Source organism: Streptomyces sp. NPDC094147 (assembly GCF_044764265.1).
In the GTDB taxonomy this organism is placed as follows: domain Bacteria; phylum Actinomycetota; class Actinomycetes; order Streptomycetales; family Streptomycetaceae; genus Streptomyces.
Genome location: NZ_JBIWHT010000016.1, coordinates 119,105 through 142,049 on the forward strand (window position 1 = coordinate 119,105; position 22,945 = coordinate 142,049).

General features: G+C 71.8%; 23 protein-coding genes. 11 read left to right on the forward strand and 12 right to left on the reverse strand.

All coding sequences use genetic code 11. The features are described from left to right. Window positions 1-2 precede the first annotated feature (2 nt). The 5 genes from ACIQ8J_RS23145 to ACIQ8J_RS23165 are packed head-to-tail and all read right to left on the reverse strand — an operon-like array spanning window position 3 to window position 5,697. Window positions 3-1,001: an ABC transporter ATP-binding protein gene (locus tag ACIQ8J_RS23145; RefSeq protein ID WP_403272686.1), complete on the reverse strand. Its 999-nt coding sequence runs from the start codon at window positions 999-1,001 to the stop codon at window positions 3-5. Continuing rightward, entirely contained in the window at window positions 998-2,011 is a 1,014-nt protein-coding gene (locus ACIQ8J_RS23150) for an ABC transporter ATP-binding protein (RefSeq protein ID WP_403272688.1), read from the reverse strand. Before ACIQ8J_RS23150 ends, ACIQ8J_RS23145 begins: the two co-directional genes overlap by 4 nt. Next, window positions 2,011-2,997, reverse strand: coding sequence for an ABC transporter permease (locus ACIQ8J_RS23155; protein WP_403272689.1), 987 nt, complete (start codon window positions 2,995-2,997; stop codon window positions 2,011-2,013). Before ACIQ8J_RS23155 ends, ACIQ8J_RS23150 begins: the two co-directional genes overlap by 1 nt. Beyond that, window positions 2,994-3,938, reverse strand: a complete 945-nt coding sequence (locus ACIQ8J_RS23160; RefSeq protein ID WP_403272690.1) for an ABC transporter permease — start codon at window positions 3,936-3,938, stop codon at window positions 2,994-2,996. Before ACIQ8J_RS23160 ends, ACIQ8J_RS23155 begins: the two co-directional genes overlap by 4 nt. Window positions 3,939-3,951: 13 nt before the next feature. After that, window positions 3,952-5,697 carry an ABC transporter substrate-binding protein gene (locus ACIQ8J_RS23165; RefSeq protein ID WP_403272691.1) on the reverse strand — a complete coding sequence of 582 codons (1,746 nt, stop codon included), beginning with the start codon at window positions 5,695-5,697 and terminating at the stop codon, window positions 3,952-3,954. A 252-nt stretch (window positions 5,698-5,949) separates the two neighbouring features. On the opposite strand from ACIQ8J_RS23165, the gene ACIQ8J_RS23170 reads away from it, so the two are divergent. Continuing rightward, entirely contained in the window at window positions 5,950-6,657 is a 708-nt protein-coding gene (locus ACIQ8J_RS23170) for a GntR family transcriptional regulator (RefSeq protein ID WP_403272692.1), read from the forward strand. 66 nt (window positions 6,658-6,723) lie between these two features. On the opposite strand, the gene ACIQ8J_RS23175 is transcribed toward ACIQ8J_RS23170, so the two are convergent. After that, window positions 6,724-7,602, reverse strand: coding sequence for a GyrI-like domain-containing protein (locus ACIQ8J_RS23175; protein WP_403272693.1), 879 nt, complete (start codon window positions 7,600-7,602; stop codon window positions 6,724-6,726). Between the two features lie 173 nt (window positions 7,603-7,775). Between ACIQ8J_RS23175 and ACIQ8J_RS23180 the strand changes: the two genes are divergently transcribed. Both ACIQ8J_RS23180 and ACIQ8J_RS23185 read left to right on the forward strand, forming a co-directional pair. Further along, on the forward strand, window positions 7,776-8,702 hold the full coding sequence (locus ACIQ8J_RS23180; protein WP_403272694.1) for an alpha/beta hydrolase: 927 nt from the start codon (window positions 7,776-7,778) through the stop codon (window positions 8,700-8,702). Between the two features lie 83 nt (window positions 8,703-8,785). Then, the gene (locus ACIQ8J_RS23185) at window positions 8,786-10,270 is read left to right on the forward strand and encodes an alpha/beta hydrolase (protein WP_403272696.1); all 1,485 of its coding nucleotides are present in this window, start codon (window positions 8,786-8,788) and stop codon (window positions 10,268-10,270) included. Between the two features lie 20 nt (window positions 10,271-10,290). Here ACIQ8J_RS23185 and ACIQ8J_RS23190 read toward each other — a convergent pair whose 3' ends face one another. From ACIQ8J_RS23190 to ACIQ8J_RS23210, 5 genes are all read right to left on the reverse strand, one after another. After that, the gene (locus tag ACIQ8J_RS23190) at window positions 10,291-10,572 is read right to left on the reverse strand and encodes a hypothetical protein (RefSeq protein WP_403272698.1); all 282 of its coding nucleotides are present in this window, start codon (window positions 10,570-10,572) and stop codon (window positions 10,291-10,293) included. 307 nt (window positions 10,573-10,879) lie between these two features. After that, entirely contained in the window at window positions 10,880-11,221 is a 342-nt protein-coding gene (locus ACIQ8J_RS23195; protein ID WP_403272700.1) for a MerR family transcriptional regulator, read from the reverse strand. Window positions 11,222-11,424: 203 nt separating this feature from the next. Next, a complete protein-coding gene (locus ACIQ8J_RS23200; RefSeq protein ID WP_403272701.1) occupies window positions 11,425-11,733 on the reverse strand; it encodes an SCO5918 family protein in 309 nt (102 codons plus the stop codon). A gap of 89 nt (window positions 11,734-11,822) precedes the next feature. Next, window positions 11,823-13,346, reverse strand: coding sequence for a DEAD/DEAH box helicase (locus tag ACIQ8J_RS23205; protein ID WP_403272703.1), 1,524 nt, complete (start codon window positions 13,344-13,346; stop codon window positions 11,823-11,825). A gap of 236 nt (window positions 13,347-13,582) precedes the next feature. Next, window positions 13,583-13,786, reverse strand: coding sequence for a cold-shock protein (locus ACIQ8J_RS23210; RefSeq protein WP_031141049.1), 204 nt, complete (start codon window positions 13,784-13,786; stop codon window positions 13,583-13,585). A 525-nt stretch (window positions 13,787-14,311) separates the two neighbouring features. Between ACIQ8J_RS23210 and ACIQ8J_RS23215 the strand changes: the two genes are divergently transcribed. Both ACIQ8J_RS23215 and ACIQ8J_RS23220 read left to right on the forward strand, forming a co-directional pair. Further along, complete coding sequence (locus ACIQ8J_RS23215) at window positions 14,312-15,379, forward strand: hypothetical protein (RefSeq protein ID WP_403272704.1); 1,068 nt, start codon at window positions 14,312-14,314, stop codon at window positions 15,377-15,379. 157 nt (window positions 15,380-15,536) lie between these two features. After that, the gene (locus ACIQ8J_RS23220) at window positions 15,537-16,226 is read left to right on the forward strand and encodes a DUF3152 domain-containing protein (protein ID WP_403272706.1); all 690 of its coding nucleotides are present in this window, start codon (window positions 15,537-15,539) and stop codon (window positions 16,224-16,226) included. 60 nt (window positions 16,227-16,286) lie between these two features. Here the strand turns inward: ACIQ8J_RS23220 and ACIQ8J_RS23225 are convergent, their stop codons facing one another. Further along, window positions 16,287-16,691 (reverse strand): SsgA family sporulation/cell division regulator, encoded by a 405-nt coding sequence (locus ACIQ8J_RS23225; RefSeq protein WP_403272707.1) that lies wholly within the window; start codon window positions 16,689-16,691, stop codon window positions 16,287-16,289. 316 nt (window positions 16,692-17,007) lie between these two features. On the opposite strand from ACIQ8J_RS23225, the gene ACIQ8J_RS23230 reads away from it, so the two are divergent. The 6 genes from ACIQ8J_RS23230 to ACIQ8J_RS23255 all read left to right on the forward strand — a co-directional run bounded on the left by ACIQ8J_RS23230 (window position 17,008) and on the right by ACIQ8J_RS23255 (window position 22,837). Then, window positions 17,008-18,060, forward strand: a complete 1,053-nt coding sequence (locus ACIQ8J_RS23230) for an SPFH domain-containing protein (RefSeq protein ID WP_403272709.1) — start codon at window positions 17,008-17,010, stop codon at window positions 18,058-18,060. 111 nt (window positions 18,061-18,171) lie between these two features. Next, window positions 18,172-19,422: a peptidoglycan-binding protein gene (locus ACIQ8J_RS23235; protein ID WP_403272711.1), complete on the forward strand. Its 1,251-nt coding sequence runs from the start codon at window positions 18,172-18,174 to the stop codon at window positions 19,420-19,422. 147 nt (window positions 19,423-19,569) lie between these two features. Then, the gene (locus ACIQ8J_RS23240) at window positions 19,570-20,751 is read left to right on the forward strand and encodes a sensor histidine kinase (protein ID WP_403272712.1); all 1,182 of its coding nucleotides are present in this window, start codon (window positions 19,570-19,572) and stop codon (window positions 20,749-20,751) included. Then, a complete protein-coding gene (locus tag ACIQ8J_RS23245; protein ID WP_403272713.1) occupies window positions 20,748-21,413 on the forward strand; it encodes a response regulator in 666 nt (221 codons plus the stop codon). The genes ACIQ8J_RS23240 and ACIQ8J_RS23245 overlap by 4 nt, the downstream gene beginning before the upstream one ends. Before the next feature lie 216 nt (window positions 21,414-21,629). After that, on the forward strand, window positions 21,630-22,034 hold the full coding sequence (locus tag ACIQ8J_RS23250; protein ID WP_403272714.1) for a DsbA family protein: 405 nt from the start codon (window positions 21,630-21,632) through the stop codon (window positions 22,032-22,034). A 158-nt stretch (window positions 22,035-22,192) separates the two neighbouring features. Next, window positions 22,193-22,837 carry a hypothetical protein gene (locus ACIQ8J_RS23255; RefSeq protein ID WP_403272715.1) on the forward strand — a complete coding sequence of 215 codons (645 nt, stop codon included), beginning with the start codon at window positions 22,193-22,195 and terminating at the stop codon, window positions 22,835-22,837. Window positions 22,838-22,945 lie beyond the last annotated feature (108 nt).

Consider the following 22,945-nt stretch of genomic DNA (forward strand, 5'->3'; position numbering starts at 1 on the left):
CATCAGGCCGTCTCGGGCGTCAGCCCCTCCCCCGGGAAGTGGCAAGCCACCTCCCGTCGCTCGCCCGGTACGGCGGTCCGCAGCAGCGGGGTCTCCGTGCGGCAGATCGCCTCGGCTCGGGGGCAGCGTGGGTGGAAGGCGCAGCCGGGTGGGGGTGCGGCCGGGCTCGGGGGGTCGCCGAGCAGGGTGATCCGCTCCCGGCTCCGCTCGGCCACCGGGTCCGGCAGCGGTACGGCGGAGAGCAGCGCCCGGGTGTAGGGGTGGGCCGGGGCCGCGTAGACGCGCTCCTTGGTGCCGATCTCCACGATGCGGCCGAGATACATCACGGCGACCCGGTCGCAGACCCGCTTCACCACGGACAGGTCGTGCGCGATGAAGAGGTAGGCGAGGCCGAGTTCCTTCTGGAGGCGCTCCATCAGGTTGACGATCTGGGCCTGTACGGAGACGTCGAGGGCGGAGACCGGCTCGTCCGCGACGACCAGCTTCGGGTTGAGGGCGAGCGCGCGGGCGATGCCGATGCGCTGGGCCTGGCCGCCGGAGAACTCGTGCGGATAGCGGTCGATGTGCTCGGGGATGAGCCCCACGAGGTCCATCAGCTCGACCGCGCGGGCCCGCGCGTCGGCGGCCGAACTCCCGTGGGCCAGCAGGGGATCGGAGATGATCCGGGCCACCGTCTGGCGCGGGTTGAGGGAGGAGTGCGGGTCCTGGAAGACCATTTGGAGGTCCTTGCGGACCGGCCTCAGTTCGCGCCGGCCCAGGCGGCTGATGTCGCGGCCGTCGTACGCGATCGTGCCCGAGGTCGGTTCCAGGAGCCGCACGATCATGCGGCCGGTGGTCGACTTGCCGCAGCCGGACTCCCCGACCAGGCCGAGGGTCTCGCCCGCCGCCACGTCGAAGCTGACGCCGCCGACGGCCCGCACGGGTGCGGAGCGGCTGCGGCGGCCGGGGAAGGACATCGTCAAGTCCCGTACGGAGAGCAGGGGTTGGGCACTCGTGGTCATGAGGCGACGCCTTCGTGCGCGGGGAGGTGGCAGGCGACCGGATGGCCAAAGGGGCCGCCGAGCAGCGGCCGCTCGCTGGTGCAGCGCTCCCGCACCTCGGCGGACGCGGCGGCCGCCCGGGGGCAGCGGGGCGCGAACGCGCAGCCGGGGGCGGGGGTCAGCAGGGACGGGGGGCTGCCGGGGATCGCCCGCAGCGGTTCCTCGTCGCTGTCGTCGAGGCGGGGCAGCGAGTCGAGCAGGCCGCGGGTGTACGGATGGGCGGGCACGGCGAACAGCTCGTCCACCGGGGCCTGTTCGGCCGCCCGGCCGCCGTACATCACCAGGACGTCGTGGGCGACCCGGGCGACCACCCCCAGATCGTGGGTGATCATGACGACGGCGAGTCCGCGCTCCTGTTGGAGCCGGGCGAGCAGTTCCAGGATCTGGGCCTGCACGGTGACGTCGAGGGCGGTGGTCGGCTCGTCGGCGATGAGCAGTTCGGGCTCGCAGGCGAGCGCCATGGCGATCATCACGCGCTGGCGCATGCCGCCGGAGAACTGGTGCGGGTACTCGCCGGCCCGCCGCCCCGGCTCGGGAATGCCGACCTCGGCGAGCATCTCCACCGCGCGCCTGCGGGCCTCGGCGCGGCGGGAGTTGAAGTGCACCCGGTGGTGTTCGGCGATCTGCTCGCCGACCGTGTAGTACGGGTGGAGGCTGGACAGCGGGTCCTGGAAGATCATCGCCATGCGGCGGCCGCGCAGCCGGTTCAGCTCGCGTTCGGGCAGGCCCACCAGCTCCTGTCCGTCCAGGCTGATGGAGCCGGTGACCTCGGCGCCGGTGTGCAGGCCGAGGACGGCCATCGAGGTGACGGACTTGCCGGAGCCGGACTCGCCGACGATGCCGAGGGTGCGGCCCCGGTGGACGTCGAAACTGAGCGCGTCGACGGCGCGTACCGGACCGCCTCCGGTCGGGAAGGTGACGCCCAAGTCCCGTACGGACAAAAGGGGTTGATGTCCAGTGACAGCAGCCATCAGAACCTCACTCGCGGGTCGACGACGGCGTAAAGGAGGTCGACGGCCAGGTTGGCGACGACGATGAAGGCGGCGGCGAGCAGGGTCACGCCGAGGATGACGGGCTGGTCGCCGGTGGACAGGGCGTTGTAGAAGAGCCGGCCGATGCCGGGGAGCCCGAAGATGGACTCGGTGATGACGGCGCCCGCGAGCAGCCCGCCCAGGTCCATGCCGAACAGGGTGAGGATCGGCGTCATCGCGGAGCGCAGCCCGTGTTTGACGACGACCGTGCGGCGCGGCAGGCCCTTGGCGCGGGCGGTGCGGATGTAGGGCTCCGCCATCGTCTCGATCATCGAACTGCGGCTCTGGCGCGCGTACATGGCGGCGTACAGGATGGCGAGCGCGATCCAGGGGAGCAGCAGGTTCGAGGCCCAGTGCACGGGGTCGGAGGCGAGGGAGACGTACTGCGGATAGGGGAGCAGACCGGCCACCCGGATCAGTCCGTAGATCAGCATCACCGAGGTGAAGTAGACCGGCAGCGAGGCGGCGGCGACCGCGCCGACCATCAGGGCCCGGTCGGTGAAGGTGTCCTTGCGCAGGGCGGCCACGACCCCGGCGGACAGGCCGAGCAGCAGCCAGAGCACGGCCGCGCCGAGGGCCAGCGAGGCCGAGACCGGCAGCCGGTTCATGAGCAGCGACCAGACGGATTCGCTGTTCTCGTACGAGTAGCCCAGGCACGGGAAGGCGCAGTGCAGCGTGTACTGGCCGGTGCCCATGGTGCGGCCGGTGAAGATCCCGGAGGCGAAGTCCCAGAACTGCCGCCAGACCGGCTGGTCCAGGCCCATGTGGGCGCGGATCGCTTCGAGCCGGTCGGCGCTGCACGACTTGCCGCAGGCCGCGGCGGCCGGGTCGGAGGGCAGGACGTAGAAGATGGTGAAGGTGACGGCGGCGATCGCGATGAGCACCCCGATCACCCCGAGGATCCTGCGGCCGAGGTAGCGGATCACGTGCGGCTCCCCCTCGGGTCGAGGACGTCGCGCAGCGCGTCGCCGAGCAGCGTGAACGCGAGCACCGTCAGGAACAGGCAGCTGCTCGGGATGATGAAGTACATCGGGTCGGTGTCGTAGAAGGAGACGCTCTCGGCGATCATCTGGCCCCAGGACGGGGTGGGCGGGCGGACGCCGACGCCGAGGTAGCTGAGCGCCGCCTCGGTGGCGATCATGCCGGGGACGATGAGCGTGGTGTACGCGATGACGGGCCCGGCGACCCCGGGCAGGATGTCCCGGCTCAGGATGCGCCAGGGGCCCGAGCCGCCGACGCGGGCGGCGTCCACGTACTCGCGGTGTTTGAGCGAGAGGGTCTGGCCGCGCACCACGCGGGCGATGCCGGGCCAGCCGAACAGGCCGATGACGGCGGTCATCAGGAGGATCCGGTTGACGTCCTTGGCCACCGACATCATCGCGATCATGAAGATGAGGGAGGGGAAGGACATGGTGAGGTCCATCAGGCGGGAGAGCACGGTGTCGGTGCGGCCGCCGAAGTAGCCGGCCGCGATCCCGGCCGCGGTGCCCGCGACCACGACGATCGCGGTGGCGGTGAGGGCGATGAGCAGGGAGACCTGGGCGCCGTACACGACGCGGGCGAACAGGTCGCGTCCGGTGACGGGTTCGACGCCGAGCCAGTGCCGGGCGGAGATCCCGCCGAGCGGCCCGAGCGGCTGGCCGCCCAGGTAGGGGTCGACGGCCGTCTTGTCGAAGGCGTCGGGCGACCAGCCGCCGAGCGCGCCGAGCAGCGGGGCGCCCGCCGCCATGAGGAGGAACAGGGCGACGACGGCGAGGGAGATCTTGACGGAGGTGCGGCGGCGCAGTTCCGCGCGGGCGAGCCGCCACGGCCCGCGCCCGGTCGCCGCCGCCGGTGTCCGAGCCGGTGTCTTCACGAGAGTGGTCATGACTGACGGGCCCTCAATTCCCGTTCTTTGACGGGTTCTTGAGCCCGACGGTGGCGTAGTCGAGCTGTCCGCCGAAGGACGTCTGGCCGTAGCCGCCCGCGATGTTGGTGCCGAGCACCAGCGGCCAGCGCCGGACCAGCACCGGGACGGCCGGGGCCTTGGCGAGGATCTCGCCGTCGAGCTGCTGCCAGGTCGCGGCGGCCGCCTTGACGTCGGTCATCGCCGCTATCTCGTCCATCCGCTTCATGGTCGCCTCGTCGCGGAAGAGCGAGTGGTTGCCGGAGTTGCCCCGGTCCTTGATGAAGCGCCCGTCGAAGACGAACGGCAGGAACGTGGAGCCGGACGGGTAGTCCGGGCACCAGCCCGTGTACACGATGTCCGTGCGGTTCTTGGTGTCGCCGATGGTGGCGTAGAACGCCGACGGGTCGACGGTCTCGATGGTGAGCTTGATGCCGGCCTTGGCGAGCGCCTGCTGGATCGCCTCGGCGCGCCCCTTGTCGCCGGTGGAGACGGTCATCTTCGTCGTGAACCCGTCGGGCTTGCCCGCCTCCTTGAGCAGCTCCTTCGCCTTGGCGACGTCGCCGGTCGCGGGGATCTTGAGGGTGTCGGGCTGCTTGCCGCCGAAGAGCGCGGCCGGCATGTACGCGGTGGAGGGGTCGTTGAACGCCGGCCCGCCGGAGGAGGTGAGCACCGCGTCCTTGTCGAGCGCGTACTCCACCGCCTGACGCACCTTCACATCGGTGAACGGGGCCCGCCCGGTGTCCATCTGCACCATGTCCGTGCAGTTGGTGGACTCGGCGAGCAGCCGCGAGCGCACCTCGGCGCTCGGCAGCACCTTGGCCGCGCTCTCCGGGCGCAGCGCCTCCCAGGAGACGCTGGAGGCGTCCGCGCCCTGGCTGGCGATCATCCGGTCGTCGATCTGGGTGGCCTTGAGCCCCATCGTCACCACGATCCGGTCCGGGTACGCCTTGCGCACCGTGTCGGTCGCGGGGTCCCAGTCGGCGTTGCGGACCAGGACCAGCTGCTTGTTCCGCTCGTACGACTCGACCTTGTACGGGCCGGACGAGAACGGTCTGTTGTCGTACTTGGGCCCGGTGTCCCGCGCCTTCGGTACGGGCGCGAACGTCGGCATGACGGTGGCGTTGGGGAACTCCGCGAAGGGTTTGCGGAGTTCGAAGACGATCGTGTGGTCGTCCGGCGTCGTGATGGAGTCGAGGTGCTTGCCGTCGGCGGGGCCCCGGTAGCCCTCGGCGCCCGCGAGGTAGCGGGCCGCGTAGTCGGCGCCGCCGGGCAGGTCGGGGGAGAAGGACCGCTCCACGTTGTACTTGACGTCCTGCGCGGTGATCGGCGTCCCGTCCTCGTACTTGACGCCCTGCTTCAGGTGGAACGTCCAGGTCTTGGCCCCGTTGGACGAGGTGCCGAGGTCGGTCGCGAGGTCGGGCACCAGCTCGGCGCCGCCGGTGCCGGGGGCCGCCTTGTAGGTGACCAGGGTGCGGTAGAGCAGCCGGGTGCCGAAGTCCATGTCGTCCATGACCCAGTTGCGGGCCGGGTCGAGGTGGGTGAAGTCCTGGTCGGACAGGACGGTGAGGGTGCCGCCCTTGACCGGCGTGCCGCCGATGACGTTGCCCACGTTGGCGGCGGCCGGGTTCTTGCCGCCCTCGCCCCCGGCCGCTTGCTGTCCCCCGGAGCAGCCGGCCGTGCCGAGGGCGAGCGTGGCCGCGAGGGCGACGGCGACGGCGGTGGAAGTGCGCTTGTTCATCAGTGGTCACTCCGCGAACGGTTCGGGCAGCCAGGGCGCTGGCTGGAATGTGACCCGTAACATAGTAATGTGAAATTGTACTGGCAAGGGATCGGGAGGAATCGGGGGAGCCTTTTATCTGGACTTGCCCGTAACGGAGTTGGCGGAGGAGGGGTGGAAGAGGGGCGGCGGGGGCTGCACGGAGAGGGAAGCCCGCCTCCCGAAGAAACGTGACATTGTACTCTGGGTCTCCGCTCGGTACGGAGGAACAGCATGGCTCACCTGAAGCAGAGCAAGGTCATCACCACCACCGAGCGGCTGCGCGACCAGGTCGCCCACGCCCTGCGCGCCGCCCTGATCTCCGGCGAGCTCCGCCCCGGCCAGGTCTACTCGGCGCCCGGCCTCGCCGAGGACTTCGGCATCTCCGCGACCCCCGTGCGCGAGGCCATGCTCGACCTCGCCAGGGAAGGCCTGGTGGAGCCGGTCCGCAACAAGGGGTTCCGGGTCACCGAGGTCAACGAGCGGGACCTCGACCAGTACACCGAGATCCGGGCACTGATCGAGGTCCCCATGATCGGCCGGGTCACCCGCACCGCCGACCGCGCCGACCTGGAGGCGCTGCGGCCGGTCGCCGAGGAGATCGTGCGCGCCGCCCGCGACCACGACCTCATCGGCTACCTGGAGGCGGACCGCCGCTTCCACCTGTCGCTGCTCGCGCTCTCCGGCAACGAGCGCCTGGTCGAGACCGTCGGCGATCTGCGCAAGCGCTCCCGCCTGTACGGTCTGACCGCCCTCGACCAGCGCGACGAGCTGATCCCCTCGGCCGAGGAGCACCTCGAACTCCTCGACCTGATGCTGTCCGGCGACGCGCGGGCCGCCGAGAAGTGCATGACCCGCCACCTGGGCCACGTCCGCTCCCTGTGGGCGCGGAGCGAGGCCGCCGACCCGAAGCCGAAGCGGCGGCTGGGCGCGGGCCGCTGAACCGTACGGTCCGCGAAGACCGGGCTCCCCGCGCCTGCGAGGGCCCGGCCTCCGCAAACCTGCGGGTCAGGCCCGCGCCGGGGTCCGCTCGATCGGGATCCACAGCTCGGCGTCCGTCTCCTCGGCGCCGGCCGCCGGCCGGGTGCGCAGGATCTCGGGCCCCGGCCGGTTCTGGTACGGATTGGACGGGAACCACTCCGTGTACACGTCGCGCCACATCTCCTGGAGCGCCCGCGGGAACGGCCCGGTGCTCTCGAAGACGGCCCAGGTGCCCGCGGGCACGACCATCGAGTCGAGGCCGTCGGGCGCGTCCGTGTCCGCCCGCGTCAACGAGGCGTGCCAGTAGTCCAGTTCGGTGCCTTCGGCCCGGCTCGGGTCGAGGTCGTCGCACACCGCGACGATGCCCTCCGGCAGCTGGTCGGACAGCTGGTGGATGCGCCGGGCCGTCTCCGGCCCGATGCCCTGGATGAATGCGGCGATCGCCGGGTTCACCCCCTCGTGCACGAGCGGCACCCGCGCCTTCTTCCCCACCAGCCGGAACTCTTCCTTCTCCACGACCCGGTACCGCATGCTGCTGCTCCCTTCGACGACGAGGCGGAAGGACATCCGGGGCTGGGACCGCAGGGCCGCGCCGGTCCGCCGGGCCTCGCCGGGGCCGACGCCGTGCACGGACTTGAACGCCCGCGCGAACGCCTCCCCGGACGTGTAGCCGTAGCGCACCGCGACATCGAGCAGCGTGCGCTCCCCGGCCAGCACCTCGGCGCCCGCGACGGTCAGCCGCCTGCGCCGCACGTACTCCGACAGCGGCATCCCGGCCAGCGCGGAGAACAGCCGTCGCAGGTGGTACTCCGACGTCATCGCGATGCGGGCGAGCTCGCCCACGTCGATCTCCCGGTCGAGACGGTCCTCGATGTGGTCCATCGCCTGATTGAGCCGCTTGAGCACTCCCGGCCCCCTTCCTTCTTCCTTACGAGCTCCACGCTAGGAGCGGCCCGCCCTGCCCGACCCGACATTCTGTGCCCGCCCCGATCGGGTCCCCGAACGCGCCCGCCGGGGCCGGTGCTGCCTATGTTGGGTGGGCCGCTGGACGCCGCTACGTGAGGGAAAGGCCCGATCCCATGCCCATGGACCCGGAGATCGCCGCCCTGCTGAAACAGTTCGGTGTCGACGGGCCGGGGCCCGACACCCCGCCCTCCGTCGCCGAGATGCGGGCGGGCAACCGCGCTCTCTCGCTCGCCGTGGCGCCCGACCCGCCCGTCGAGGTCGCCTCGGTCCGGGACGACCGGGTGGCCGGGGTGCCGGTGCGGGTCTACCGGCCGGCGGGCGGCGGCACGGCGGCGACCGTCGTGTTCTTCCACGGCGGGGGCTTTGTCGTCGGCGACCTCGACACGCACGACGGGGTGTGCCGAAGGCTCTGCCGCGACCTCGGCGCGGTGGTGGTCGCCGTCGCCTACCGGCTCGCCCCCGAGTTCCCCTTCCCCGCCGCGTTCGACGACTGCGTGGCCGTGACGAGCCATGTGTCCGACAGCATCGCCGACTACGGCGGCGGACGGCTCGCCGTGGCGGGCGACAGCGCGGGAGCGGGCCTGGCCGCCGGGGTGGCACTCGCCTTCCGCGACGAAGGCAGGCCGCTGGCCGCCCAGTTGCTCGCCTACCCGTGCACCGACCTCAGCGGCGACGGCGGACACCCGTCCCGGACCGAGAACGCGACCGGATACCTGCTGACCACCGCCGAGGCCGAGAACGACATCCTGCTCTACCTCGGCGACGACCCCACCGCGGGCGGCCGCGCCCCCGCCTCCCCGCTGCTCGCCGGGAACTTCGCGGGCCTGGCCCCGGCGGTCATCGGCTGCGGCGAGTGCGACCCGCTGCGCGACGAGGGCCTCGCCTACGCGGACGCGCTGAGCGCCGCGGGCGTACCGGTCAGGAAGCACCGGTACCCCGGCCTCATCCACGGCTTCCTCAACTTCGACACCAAGTCGGCGGCGGTCGACGCGGCCGTCACGGAGATGTACCGCGAGTTCCGCGAACTGCTCAACCCTTAGGGGACATACGGGGGTTAGCCCCCGCAGAGCCCCGCAGGGCAGCCGGATGGGCGTGATCGTCCGCGTCGACCAGGCTTGCCCGCATGACGACACACACCCAACGGGCCGCACTCCTCGCCCTCTGCGCCGCGGCCGTCGCCGCGAGCCTCGTGACACCGGCCGCGGCGGCCCCCGCGCCCCCCGCGCTCGACTGGCGCTCCTGCGCACAGCCCGACGGCCCCACCGGGCAGGAGTGCGCCGACCTTCCGGTGCCGGTCGACTACCGCGATCCGCAGGGTCCGCGGCTCACCCTCAAGGTGTCCCGGCTGCGCAGCGACCGGCCCGAGGCGCGGCGCGGCACCCTCCTGATGATCCCGGGCGGCCCCGGCGGCTCCGGGGTGCAGAGCCTGACGCAGAAGGGCGAGAGACTGCGCGGACAGCTGAACGGCGCGTACGACATCGTCTCGCTCGACCCGCGCGGAGTGGGCGGCAGCACCACGGCGAGCTGCCAACTCCCCCCGGATGACCGGAGGTTGGTGAACCTTCGGGGCTGGCCGGACCCGAACGGCCGGATAGCCGACAACGTCGCGCGGGCCCGCCGCACCGCCGAGGCGTGCGCCCGCAACGGCGGCGCCGTGCTGCGCAGCTTCACCACCGCCAACGAGGTGCGCGACCTCGACCGCTTCCGCGAGGCGCTCGGCGAGCGGAAGCTGTCGGCCTGGGGCGTGTCGTACGGGACGTACGTGGGCGCTCAGTACGCGCAGAAGTACCCGGACCGCACCGACCGCTGGGTGCTCGACAGCAGTGGCGACCCCGACCCGTCGCGCGTCGCGCGGGGCTGGCTGGCGAACATGTCGCAGGCCGCCGACGACCGCTTCCCCGACTTCGCGGCCTGGGCCTCGGACCCGGCGCGGGGCGAGCTGCGCCTGGCCCAACAGGCGCAGGACGTAAGGCCGTTGATGCTGGACCTGGCGGCCCGGCTCGACCGTGCGCCCAAGGAGTCGGCCACGCCGGGCGTCCCGCTCACCGGCAATCTGCTGCGCCAGGCCCTCCAGAACGCGCTGGAGTCCGACGAGGCCTTCCCGGAGCTGGCCCACCTCGTGAAGGCGGCCCAGGACCCCGGCGGGAAGCCGGTGCTGCCCGGGGCGCTGGCCGCCCCGCTCCCGGACCAGGGCGCGGCGGTCGCGGTCGCCGTCATCTGCAACGACGTGGCCTGGCCGGACTCGGTCCCGGCGTACGAGAAGGCGGTGGCCGCCGACCGGGCCCGGCACCCGCTGACGGCCGGGATGCCGGCGAACATCACGCCCTGCTCGTTCTGGAAGGACGGGCCCGTCGAGAAGCCCGCCCGGATCACCTCGGACGGCCCCTCCGACATCCTGATGATCCAGAACCTGCGGGACCCGGAGACGCCGTACTTCGGCGCCCTCAAGATGCGCCGTGCCCTCGGCGAGCGGGCCCGCCTGGTCACCGTCGACCACGGCGGCCACGGCGTCTACCTGGCCAGCGGCAACGCCTGCGGCGACCGTACGGTCACCGCGTTCCTGACGACGGGCGAGCGGCCGCGGCACGACACGTACTGCGCGGACTGATCAGGAGACTCCGGTCGCCTTCAGTCCCGGCGCTCGTGCGGGCCGGTGTTCCAGATGGACCAGCACTCCTCCAGGTCCATGGAGGCGGCGCCGGGCCGGGTTTCGAGGTGGGCGGCGGAGATCGCCGCGTGTAAGTGGTCGAGTTCGTGCAGGTAGGCCTCGGCGAAGAGGCCGGGCTCCGGCTCCGGCGGGGCGGGGGCCGCCTTCGGGCCGGGTCCGGCGCCGGTGAACAGCACGGAGAGGCAGATCGAGACCAGCCAGGCCAGGCCGGTGACCGCGGCGACGGAGGCTTCGAGGGTCATGTCGCGGCCGCCCCGCGGCCGCTCGCTGCCCGTGGTCCGGCTGGGCGCGTATCGGACCCGGCGGTCCCGAGGAGCGGGCGGGGGCCGACCCGGGCGGTCATGGCGGGGGAGGCGGACATGATCTGCTCCTTGAGGGGCTGGCCGGGCGCGGGTCTCGCAGGACAACCGCGGCGCCCTGCCGCAGGGCGGCACCCGCCCGGTTGATCATTCCGTCCGCCGCCGGGGCCCAGCTATCCCCGGAATAGGTGGTTCACCGCTCATACTCCTGACGCCCACCGGCCCGGGGGCGGATCGCGCCGGGAGGGGCTCAGCGAGCGGTGTCGTCCCTCTGGGCCTCGGCGGCGCGGCGGTACTCGGCGTTGATGCGCTGGGCCTCTTCGAGCTGGTCCTCCAGGATCACGATGCGGCACGCGGCCTCGACGGGCGTTCCCTGGTCGACGAGTTCACGGGCGCGGGCGGCGATCCGGAGCTGGTAGCGGGAGTAGCGGCGGTGCCCGCCCTCGGAGCGGAGCGGCGTGATCAGCCGGGCCTCACCGATGGCCCGCAGGAAGCCGGGGGTGGTGCCGAGCATTTCGGCGGCCCGGCCCATCGTGTAGGCGGGGTAGTCGTCGTCGTCCAGTCGGCCACTGAGCGGAGTGTCTGCTGTCATGTCACCTCTTTGTGCAACGCGTCGAGGGGCCCCCGCGCCGTACGGCACCAGGGCCCCGCGGGAAATTCAACACCATGGGCCCGCCCTGTGGCTGCGCCGACCTTCGGTACCGGGCCACGACAGACGACGAGGGCCCTTCCGGTGTGCGCCGGAAGGGCCCTCGTCGTGCGGTGCGTGCGGACTGCCGCCCGCCCTCTTCGCGGTTACGCGACCGCGGGCGCGCCGAGCAGCGCCGAGGCGGTCTCGACCGGGGTCAGGGCGGGGGCGGGTGCCGCCTCGCCGATCGCGCCGCACTTGAAGCCGAGCAGGGTCATGGCCCGTACGACTTCCTGGGCGCTGAAGTCGCGCCGGTCCTGCCGGGTGATGACCGAGCCCACCTGCTTGACGGGGTAGTGGCGGCGGCCGATGAGTACGGACTCACCCACGATGGGCTCGGGCTTGACGCCCTTCATGGACTCGACCACCCCGCTCTTGGTGAGGTCGAACGGGAAGCGGGCGATGACACAGCGCATGGTGCCTCACAGGGAGAGAGAACGGTCGACGGGGGAGGCCGGTTCGGCGGCGGCCGAGGAGCCGGGCTGTCGGTGGTACGTGAACTGCCTTACGCAGCCGTATTGTTGACGCCGGACGGCCGCTGGGCGGTGCCGGGCGCCGACTGGCCGGAGCGCCGGTCCCGGGCCGTACGGCCGCGGCGCCCGCGGGACGGGGCGGAAGGGGTGCGCCGGGGGCGTTCCACCACCGGCTCGCTGATGGTGACCGGGATGCCCGACGGCGTCCGGGCGCCCGTGATGCGGCTCAACTCGGCGTCTCCGGACCGTACTTGGGCGGTCTGCGGGACGATGCCGGCGGTGGCCATCAGGCGGCTCATCTCGCGGCGCTGGCCCGGCAGGACCAGGGTGACGACGCTGCCGGACTCGCCGGCGCGGGCGGTGCGGCCGCCGCGGTGCAGATAGTCCTTGTGGTCGCTGGGCGGGTCCACGTTGACGACCAGATCGAGGTTGTCGACGTGGATGCCGCGGGCGGCGACGTTGGTGGCCACGAGGACCGTCACATGACCGGTCTTGAACTGGGCCAGGGTCCGGGTGCGCTGCGGCTGGGACTTGCCGCCGTGCAGCGCGGCGGCCCGGACGCCGCTGTGGAGCAGGTGCTCGGTCAGGCGGTCGACGGCGTGCTTGGTGTCCAGGAACATGATCACCCGGCCGTCGCGGGCCGCGATCTCGGTGGTCGCCCGGTTCTTGTCGGCGCCGTGCACGTGGAGTACGTGGTGCTCCATCGTGGTGACCGCGCCCGCCGACGGGTCGACGGAGTGCACCACCGGGTCGGCCAGATAGCGGCGGACCAGCAGGTCGACGTTGCGGTCCAGGGTCGCCGAGAACAGCATCCGCTGCCCCTCGGGACGCACCTGGTCGAGCAGCGCGGTCACCTGCGGCATGAAGCCCATGTCGGCCATCTGGTCGGCCTCGTCGAGGACGGTGACGGAGACCTCGTCCAGCCGGCAGTCGCCCCGGTCGATGAGGTCCTTGAGACGCCCAGGGGTCGCGACGACGATCTCCACACCGGAGCGCAGCGCACCGGACTGCTTGCCGATCGACATGCCCCCGACCACCGTGGCCAGGCGCAGCCGCACGGAGCGGGCGTACGGCATGAGCGCCGCGGTGACCTGCTGGGCGAGCTCGCGGGTGGGGACGAGGACCAGCGCCAGGGGCTGTCGGGGCTCGGCCCGCCGGCCGGCCGTGCGGGCGAGCAGCGCGAGGCCGAAGGCGAGGGTCTTGCCCGAGCCGGTGCGGCCGCGGCCCAGGACGTCGCGGCCCGCCAGCGAGTTCGGCAGGGTGGCGCCCTGGATCGGGAACGGCACGGTCACGCCTTCCCGGCCAAGCGCGGCCAGCAGCTGGGCCGGCAGGGCGAGATCGGCGAACGCCTCGACGGCGGGGAGCGCGGGGGTGGTCGTCACCGGCAGCGCGAACTCCCCCTGCGGGGCGGGACGCCGACCGTGTCCACCGGGGCGGCCTCCGCCGCCCGAGCGGCCGGAGGAGGCCGCCCCGCCGAAGCGGCTGCCGCCCCTCGGGGCGCCGGTATTTCCGGAACGGGTACGGGAGAAGCGGTCATTGGAACGGGTGCGGTTCACGGGGAACCTTCCTTGATGCGGCACGTATCAAGGAATTCCCGGAAAGCGAATGGCACAGGGAATAGCGAGAACGAGCCGGGCGGATGCGAGGGCGGATCGGGCCGCGACGAAATGTTCGGGGCGCGCCGCCGCGTCGCTGAAAACGTATGCCCTGAAACGCAACGAGCTGGGGCCCGCACCCCATGGTGCGGGCCCCAGCTACGAAGTACGCGTCGGCTGTGACGTACGCGTCGGTGTCAGGCGGGAACGATGTTCTCGGCCGTCGGGCCCTTCTGGCCCTGCGCGATGTCGAAGTTCACCTTCTGGCCTTCCTGGAGCTCACGGAAGCCCTGGGCGGCGATGTTCGAGTAGTGGGCGAACACGTCGGGGCCGCCACCGTCCTGCTCGATGAAGCCGAAGCCCTTTTCAGCGTTGAACCACTTCACGGTACCAGCAGCCATGTCGATCTCCTTCGGGGCATTTCCCGGAGCCCGCACCGTGCGAACTCCGCGTCACTGCGATGATTACCCCGCCGGATCGGGCCCGGACATACAAAAGTGCGCTCACCGGCACGGATGGCGGGCAAGGGCACTTGAAGTTTTGGGAACCACAACTGCAACTGATATCGACAGTAGCACGCCACGATCGCCGGGGCCCGGTCAATAATTCCACTCCGCCCGTCACATGAAAAACCCTCACGGCGCCTTGCGTTAATTTCTCTCTTCGCGACCACAGATATGCGCCGCGAGGCTCCGGCCGGCCGGGCGCGGCCGAGCGGGCGGGCGCCCGGTGGGTGCCGCACGGGCTCCCGTTGACGATCGGCTGCCCGGCCGGTTGACCAAGGTTGTCGATCCGTCGCCGAGTCGACCGCGTTTTATCGCCGGTCGGACCGACTCGCGTCCATAGCATCGCCGGGCAGCAAGCAAGGAGACGGTCATCGGGCGGGAGTGGGAACTCGGGCCGGGCCGTCGCGTCCCGGAGGATATATGTCATCGGCTCAGTCCCTCAGCCTCTCGTCGCTGCGCCCTTTGCTGCCGCCCGCGGTGCCCCCGCGCCACTTGAGTGCCGCCTGGCGGCCGCTCGACCGCATCGTGCAGGAAACGATGCGCGCGGGGAGTCTCCGGGAGGCGCGCGCGGTCGTCGAAGAGCGCTGGAACGTCCCGCTCGCCGGGTGGGTGCCGAGCGCCTTCCTGCTCTCCGGGCGCCAGGCGGACGCGGTCGGGCTCCGGCTCGCGGCCATCAGCGTCAACTGCGGCTGGTGCGACGTCCTGACGGGCGGGGCAGAGCGCGCGGTCCCGGTTCCGGATCACTTCGCCCTCGTATGGCGGGCGGTGGCCAACCGGCTGGGCACGAGCGAGTTCGGCGCGGTGTCGCTGCTCGCCGGCGGCAATCACAGCCCCGAGGCCGTGTCGGCGGACGGCTGGCGGCCGGTGCTTCAGTGGTCCGACACGGAGCGGCCCAGCCGCCTCGACCTGCTGCTTGCGACGGCGGCCCGGATCGACGGACTGACCGCCCCGATTCTGTGGGAGAGCCATCTGCTGGCCCAGTCGGTCCTGCGGCCGTGGCCGGTGGTGCGGGCCCTGGACCGGATCACACGGATACAGGCGGCGGTGCAGGATCTGCTCGCCGGCCGGCTCGCCGCCGTGCCCTACCGGCCCGCTCCGGCGGCCAGTCAGCAGGCCGCGCGCACCCTGGTCGCCGAGCTGCCGCTGGCCCCGTACGGTGTGCCACCCCGCCTGTTCACCCCTGCTCAGCAGGGAGTGGACGCGCTGCTCGGGATGCCGTCGATCGGCGGCAGCTGGTACGGGCGGCGGCCGCGGCGGCATCTGTCCGATGCCCAGATGGTGGCGCTGCGCCCGCTCGACCGGGTGGGGGACGAGGTGCGCAAGCTGGTCGGCCGTGACGAGCAGGTCGCCCAGGCCTACCGGGCGGCGCTGATCCAGGTCCGGCAGAGCCACCTCGCCTATCGGCGCCTCATCGACGCGGTCACGGGGCCCGTGGCCGCGTTGCCCACGCGGCCGGCCGGTGTCGGGCGGTGCGATGAACAGGCGTAGCCGTTTCGGGGGGCGGCCTTGGCGCGGCGGCCTGACGAGGGCCGGGTGGTGCCGGTCGTGGCGGCCGGCGGGGCTCCTGCGGTTCGCCGCGGCGGCGGTCTCCGCGGCTCTGCTGGGGTGGGCGGCGTGGGGGCCGGGAGGCCCCGCGCATGAGCCCGTGCACAACACCCCTTACGTCCTCAAGGGTCCGCCTGCCGCACCGCCCGAGTCGGCCGCCGCGTCCGAGTCCAGTGCTGTGGAGGCGGCGCTGTCCCGCAGGATCCCCGCGGAGCAACAGCTCGCCCTGGGCGGCGAGTTCACGGCGGTGGACGGGCACGAGGCCCCCGGGAAGAGGAACGGGGCGGGCCGGACGCTGCGGTACCGGGTGGACTTCGAGAACGGGCTCGCCGAGCTCGGCTTCGACCCGCTTCTCTTCGCTTCGTTCGTCCAGCGGACCCTGAACGACCCGCGCGGCTGGCCCGATGAACAGGAAGGCGTCCTGTCCTTCGAGCGGGTCCCGGGCGGGGACGCCGATTTCGTCGTCACGCTCGCCAGTACGGGGACGGTGAACGCGTGGTGTGCGAAGTCCGGGCTGGATACCGGGGAGCAGACGGTGTCCTGCGACGCGTACGGCACGGAGCGCGTGATGATCAACGCGTACCGCTGGGCGCAGGGCGCGCCCACCTACGGGGACGACATGCTCGGCTACCGGCGGATGCTGGTGAACCACGAGGTCGGGCACCGGCTCGGCCACAACCACACGACGTGCGATGAGGACGGGGCGCCCGCACCCGTGATGATGCAGCAGACCAAGTCCCTGAGCACCGGCGCGGCCACCTGTCTGCCGAATCCGTGGCCGCATCCATGAATGGCCGCGTCTCCAGCGGGGCGGGCGACCGCGGTGGAGACGGGCCGGGCGCCCGGCCCGTCACTGGAAGAGCGGCTTGAGTTCCGCGTCGATGTCGAAGTGCTCGTGCTCGGAGCCGACCGGAACGAGCGCCCTCATCTGCCGGCACCAGCTGTCGATGTCGTCGACGCCCGCCGAGAGCAGCGCGTGGCCCGAGTCGGAGAAGAGGCTCATGTACACGCGAGGGCCGTCGTTGTGCCGCAGCGTCCACACCTGCACATCGCCCTCGCCGGTGAAAACGAAACGGCCCTCCATCAGCAGATCGCGGGCGAATGTCCAGGTGACGGTCGTTCCGTCGAGCGGGCGGAAGGTGATCGACATTTCGAAGGGGCGATCGCGCCGGTAGTACAGGAGGGCGAGCACGGGCTCCTTTTCGCGGCCGTTCTCCAGGAGCATGAATATGCTGCTCGTGATGACTGATTTCACGCTGAACATCTCCGGGTGCTGTGCGCTGCGGATGGAATTCGACTGCGAGAAGATTAGACCGGCTGCCCGCCGTCGCCGCGTGATCTGCGGGAATTGATTCCCTTTTCCGGGCAAGAGTGAACTTTCGTGAAGCGGTGATTGTCCGGCGATTGCCCGAAAATTGTCGAGTGGTTGGCCGCCTGTCGGAGATTGTGGAGAGATGACACAAGAGAGCCGAGGTTTTCCGGAACGGGACGGGTATCCCGGGTATCCGGAACGGGCCGCCGAGGGCGGACGTGTACGGGACTTCGGGGCGGACCGGACGCAGGAGATACCCGTGGCCGTCCGCCGCCCGACGGGCGGCGCGGGCCCTCAGGGGGGCACGGCCGCCGCCGCGACGGCCGATCAGCCGCACGACGGGCCCCGGTCCGGCGCCCGTCCGCCCCGCCCGCCGCACCTTCGGGAGCGCGAGGCCCGGGTGGTCCCCGGGCGGATCGCGGTCGCCCTGGCAGCGGCGGCGACGATCGGCTGCCTCGTGCTGGGAGCCCTGTCCGCGGGGTGGTTCGTGCCGGAGCTCACCGGCCGCGCGGACATCCAGCTCTCCGCACCGGCGGCCTCGGCGCTGCGCGCGGCGGCCTCGCTGTGCCTGGCCCTCGTGTGCTTCGCGGTCCTGGGCCTGACCTGGGGCGGGGACGGCACGGCCACGGTGCTCAGCCGGCGCCGCGGTTACCGGGGTACGTTCCGCGGCACGCGGCTCGTCTGGGTGCCGCCGTGGCTGCGCCGCCGCCGGGTCGACGTACGGCTGCGGCACTGGCGTACCGAGGGGATCCGGGCCGTGGACGGCGACGGCATCGCGCTCAGCGTGGTGATCCTGGTCGTCTGGCGGGTCCGGGACACCGCGCGGGCGGTCTTCGGCGTGGCGGACCATGAGAAGTACCTCACCGCCGTGGTGGAAGCGGCCGTCGTCAAGGTCCTGGCGACCATGCCGCGCCACGCGTTCGGCACCGAGGGGCCGTCGCTGCGCGACAGCGAATGGCTCTCCGCCCGGCTCACCACCGAGGTCGCCGCCGGGTGCCGTGCGGTGGGCCTCGACGTCTACTCCGTACAGCCGTCGCGGGTCGACTACGCGCCCGACATGGCCACCGCCATGCGCCGCCAGCAGATCTTCGCGCTCGACGCGCGGCTGCGGGAAGCCGTGGCGGACAACCTGGTGGACACCGTCAACGACACCGTCGAGCGGCTGGCCGAGCGGGACATGGTGCACCTGGACGAGCGCCAGCGCGGCAAGTTGATCTGCGATCTCGCGGTGGCGTTCTACGCGGCCCGGGGCTCCGCACCCCTCCTGGCGAAGGAGCCGCCGGGCGACCCGGGCGGCGCTCCCCGGCCGTAGGGGCCGAGGCGAAGGGCGTTCACCTTCGGCGGCGCCCGCGTTGACGTTCGGCCCGGTCCCCGGATCCAGCATCGACAGGGTTGTCGATGCTGAGAAGAGGGTGACTGCCCGATGTCACTGCCCGCGTTCCGTGAACTGCCCGCTCCGGCCGACTGTGTGTGTCCGGGCTGTGTGGCGGCGGCCCACACCCAGATGCCGCCGCGGCCCGCCGGCCGTCGTTCCGCCCGCGCCCATGCGTCCCGGCTGGCGACGGTGACCGTCCTCGCGGGTGTCGCGTTCGCGGGTGTGGGGGCGGCCCACGCCCAGGCCGCCGAGGCGCGCACGGTGGCCGCCGATGATTCCCAGGAATACGGCGCCGCCCGCGCGGACCAGGGCGTGACCCGCGAGCGGATCCTCGCCCGCGCCCAGAGCTGGGTCGACGCGGGCGTCCCGTACAGCATGAACGGGTTCCACGACGGCTACCGCACCGACTGCTCCGGCTTCGTCTCGATGGCCTGGGCCCTCGGCGACAGCCACTGGACCGGCGACCTGCACGAGTACGGGGTGCGCATCACCAAGGAGGAGCTGCGGCCGGGCGACATGCTGCTGCACCACAACGACGACAACCCGGAGCGGGGTTCACATGTGGTGCTCTTCGCGGGCTGGGCGAATGACGAGCACACGCGCTACGAGGTGATGGAGGAGACCCCGAGCTACGGCGCGGTCAAGCGGACGATTCCGTACGCGTACAGCTCGAACGGCTCCTCGTACGTGCCCTACCGCTACAAGGGGCTTCAGAGCGACGGCGGCGGCAACGGCGGTGCTGGGGACGGCAGTTCGCAGGACCAGGGCGGTGGCGACGCCTTCCCGGGCGCGGGCCGCTTCGGTCCCGGAGCGCGCAACGCGTACGTCACCCGGCTCGGCACCATGCTCGTCGGCCGCGGCGGGGAACGCTTCTACGAGGAGGGCCCCGGCCCGCGCTGGGGCTCCGCCGACGGCGCCGCCACCCGTGCCTTCCAGCAGGCGCAGGGATGGTCGGGGCCGGACGCCGACGGCATCCCCGGATCGGCGACCTGGCGGATGCTCGTCAACGGCGGTGGCCATGACATCGGCGGCGAGGGCGGCTCCGGCGGCGACGGGCACGCCGCCGGATTCCCCGGCGCGCAGCACTTCGGTCCCGGGCAGAGCAACCGGTACGTGACGCTGCTCGGGGAGCGGCTGGCGCAGAAGGGCTTCGGCCAGTCGTACACCGAGGGGCCCGGCCCGACCTGGAGCGAGGCCGACCGGCAGGCGGTGGAGGCGTTCCAGCGGGCGCAGGGCTGGACCGGCTCCGAAGCCGACGGCTACCCGGGCGCGCACACCTGGCGCCTGCTGTTCTCCTGAGGCGCCGGTTCCCCGGTGCGCCTGAGGCACCCGAGACCTGACCCGGTTTCCCGAGGCGCCTGAGACGCCGGTCACTGCCATATTGGGGCATCCCACATAAGGTATGCACCAATTAGGGTGAATGTACATTTTTGATCAAGGATCTCCGTGACCGCCGACTCCTGCCCGGACGCCTTCGAGCGCTGGTATTCCACGCTGATGGCCCCGGCGGGACGGACCCGGTGGATACGCGCCGACCTGCTGATCGTCGGGCTCGTCGCCGTCGGGGCGGTGCACAGCGCCTTCAAGACGACGGCGGGTCTGGTGCACGGAATCCTGCCGAGCCTGGCGATCGCGGTCGTGATCACGGCGGGGTTCCTGTGGCGGCGGCAGGTGCCGCTGCCGGTGGCCCTGCTGACCATGGGGGGCCTGGCCCTCACCGGCGCCCGCCTCCCCGTCTTCTTCGCCCTCTACGGCCTGGCCCGCTACCAGCGCCGCCACCGCCCGGCCGTCATCGCGCTCTGCTGTACGGCGTTCGTACCGCTGATGGTGCTGCTGCCCGGCCACCTCGGCGACTCCTGGCTCGAAGACTTCCTGATCGCGGTCGTCTACGTCCTGCTCCCGGTGGTCTTCGGCCTGGTGGCGACGGCGTACGAGCGGAGCATCACGGCGCTGCGCGAGGAGCGCGAGCGCCGGGTCGCGCAGACCCGGGCGGAGGAGCGGGTCCGCCTCGCCCGCGAGATGCACGACGTCCTCGGCCACCGCATCGCGATCATCGCCATGCACGCCGGAGCGATCGAATTCGTCCCCGGCGCGAAGCCCGAGAGCAGGCAGCTGGCGCGGGCCGTCGGCGACACCGCGCGGGCCGCCATGCGGGACCTGCGCCAAGTCCTCGGCGCGCTCCGGGACGGCGGCGACTCGGTGATCGCCGGGCACTGCCTGAGCGATCTGGACGCCCTGGTAGCGGAGGCCCGCTCATCGGGCCTGGACATCACTTTCACCTCGGGCGCGGCCGGAACCGTACCGCCCGAGATCGCGCTGACCGCCTACCGCACCGTCCAGGAGGCCCTCACCAACGCGGTGAAGCACGCGCCGGGGGCGGAGACCGAGGTGTGGGTCGCCGTGGCCGGTGAAGCGCTCGAAGTACGGGTGCGCAACGCGCCGGTACACCCCTCCCGGACGCGTGGCGCGGCGGACGGGGGCGGTGGCTTCGGCATGCTGGGACTGCGTGAGCGGGTGTCCCTGCTGGGCGGCGAATTCCACGCCGGCCCGACGCCGGAGGGCGGCTGGCAGGTTTCGACGACGGTGCCCATGCTCCGGCCGGGCGCAGACCAAGGGAGTAAGTCATGATCCGTGTGCTCGTGACGGACGACGAGCCGCTCGTACGGTTCGGGCTGCGCATGCTGCTCGACGCGGCGGAAGACATCGTTGTCGTCGGCGAGGCCTGCGACGGGACGGCGGCGCTCACCCTCACCCGCGAACGGGCGCCCGACCTCGTCCTGACGGATCTGCGGATGCCCGGCATGGACGGCATCACCGCCACCAAACTGCTGCTCGCGCTCCCCAACCCGCCCGCCGTCCTGGTGCTGACCACGTTCGACACCGAGGAGGGCGTGATCGACGCCCTCCAGGCGGGCGCAGCCGGCTATCTGCTCAAGGACGCCCCGCCCGAGCAGGTCGTCGGCGCGGTGCGCCTGGTCGCCTCGGGCGGCACGGTGCTCGCCTCGGCCTCGGCGGCCCGCCTCCTTGAGGCGTCCCGGGGGCGGGGCGCCGCGGAGGCGCGGATCCCGCTGGAGCAGCGGCGCCGGGTGGAGTCACTCGACGACCAGCAGCGCGAGATCCTGTGCCACCTCGGGAGCGGCATGTCCAACGCGGAGATCGCCCGGCGGATGTATCTGACGGAGGGCACGGTCAAGGCGTACGTGTCGCGCCTGCTCGCCACCCTGAAGGTCGACAACCGCACCCAGGCCGCGATCCTGGCCCACCGGTCGGGGCTCCTCGAAGAGGCGTGAGCCGAGCCGCACCGCAAGGCGATGACATTCAGCCGCGCGGACGTCGCCCTCCGCCGCCGCCCGAGCAACTTCCGGACCGCACAAGAACGGTGAACTCCGCACGGGGCATTTCACGCCCAATAGGCGGGGCCCGAGACGCCGCCACCGCCACCGTCAACGCCACCGCCACCGTCCGGACGCCCGCGAACGGCTCTCACCGCGACGGTCGCGGTCGCCGTGCTCGCCCTGAAGATCCAGTACACGGTCGCTTCGTCCCGCGACGACCGGCGCGGCGGCGACAGCTCCCAGCACGTGGCCGCCGCCCTGCGCGCCGCACTGGAGCACGGAAGGTTCCCCGAATTCCGGGCCGCACTCATGGCCTCGGGCCCCGCCACGTACACGCCGCACTTCCTGCGGCAGAACGCGGACACCGTACCCGGGCTCAATGAACGCGGCTTCCAGGACGACCTGCGCAAGGGCACCTACGCGGAGTGGGCGACCAACTCCCAACGGGCATACGCAGATTCGGGCAAGTCCACGCCCCCGACGGTGCTGGTCGACGGCGCCGTCGTACACCCGGACGCGGTCAATTACGACGTGGACGCCTTCACCGCCTTCCTCGCCGAATCCGGCATTTCCTGACGGTCTCACCTCACCCGCGATCAACTTTCGGCAATGGCGGACGTTGTCAAAGCGCGGAACTCAATCGCCTTTTGGCTGGGATCCGCTGCATAGCGTTCTTGCTGCAACACCGATTCCGCCTCTATGGCATCGCCGATAACCAAAGGAATTCCTTAGTCATGACGACGTCCCTCACCCCGCCCACCCACCAGGTTCCCGCTCAGGGCGACGGCCGGAAGAAGAGCCGCAAGAAGCAGTGGACCGCGGCGGTCGCGCTGCTGGCCGGTGCCGGTCTGCTGTCCGCGGGCGGCTACGCCGCGGTGCAGTCGGACCTCCTGGTGAAGTCGGGCGTGTTCTCCGTGGACGCCGCCCCGATGGCGGACGCCATGGACCTGAAGGTCGACAACGCCGAGGAGTTCGCGAAGAAGGTCACCTTCAAGGACATGACGAAGGGCTCCACGGTCTCGCACGACTTCACGCTCCGGAACAAGGGCAACCGCGAGGACATCAAGCAGGTGGCCCTCAAGTCCGCCACCGCCAAGAGCAACGGCCAGCCCGTCTCCGACGCCCTCGGCATGGCCCTGAACGTCAAGATCACGAAGAAGGGTTCCCACACGACGCTGTACAAGGGCGACCTGTACGGCCTCATGCACGGCGGCAAGGGCCGGGTTCTCGACGTGGATCTGCCCAAGGGCGGCAAGAAGGCTGCGGAGTTCACCATCACCGTGTCCTTCGCCGACAACCTGGGTGACGCGGAGCTCGCAGAGGCCTCGGGCAAGTCCCTCGACTCCATCGACTTCACCTTCCGCGGCACCGGCAAGTAACCGGCGCCGTACCGCTGTTCGGGTGGCCCAGGAATCAGGTCCGTCACTTCCTGGGCCACCTGCGCCGGGTGGCATCCTCCCCGCATGTCTCGGCCCGGCTCCCGGGAC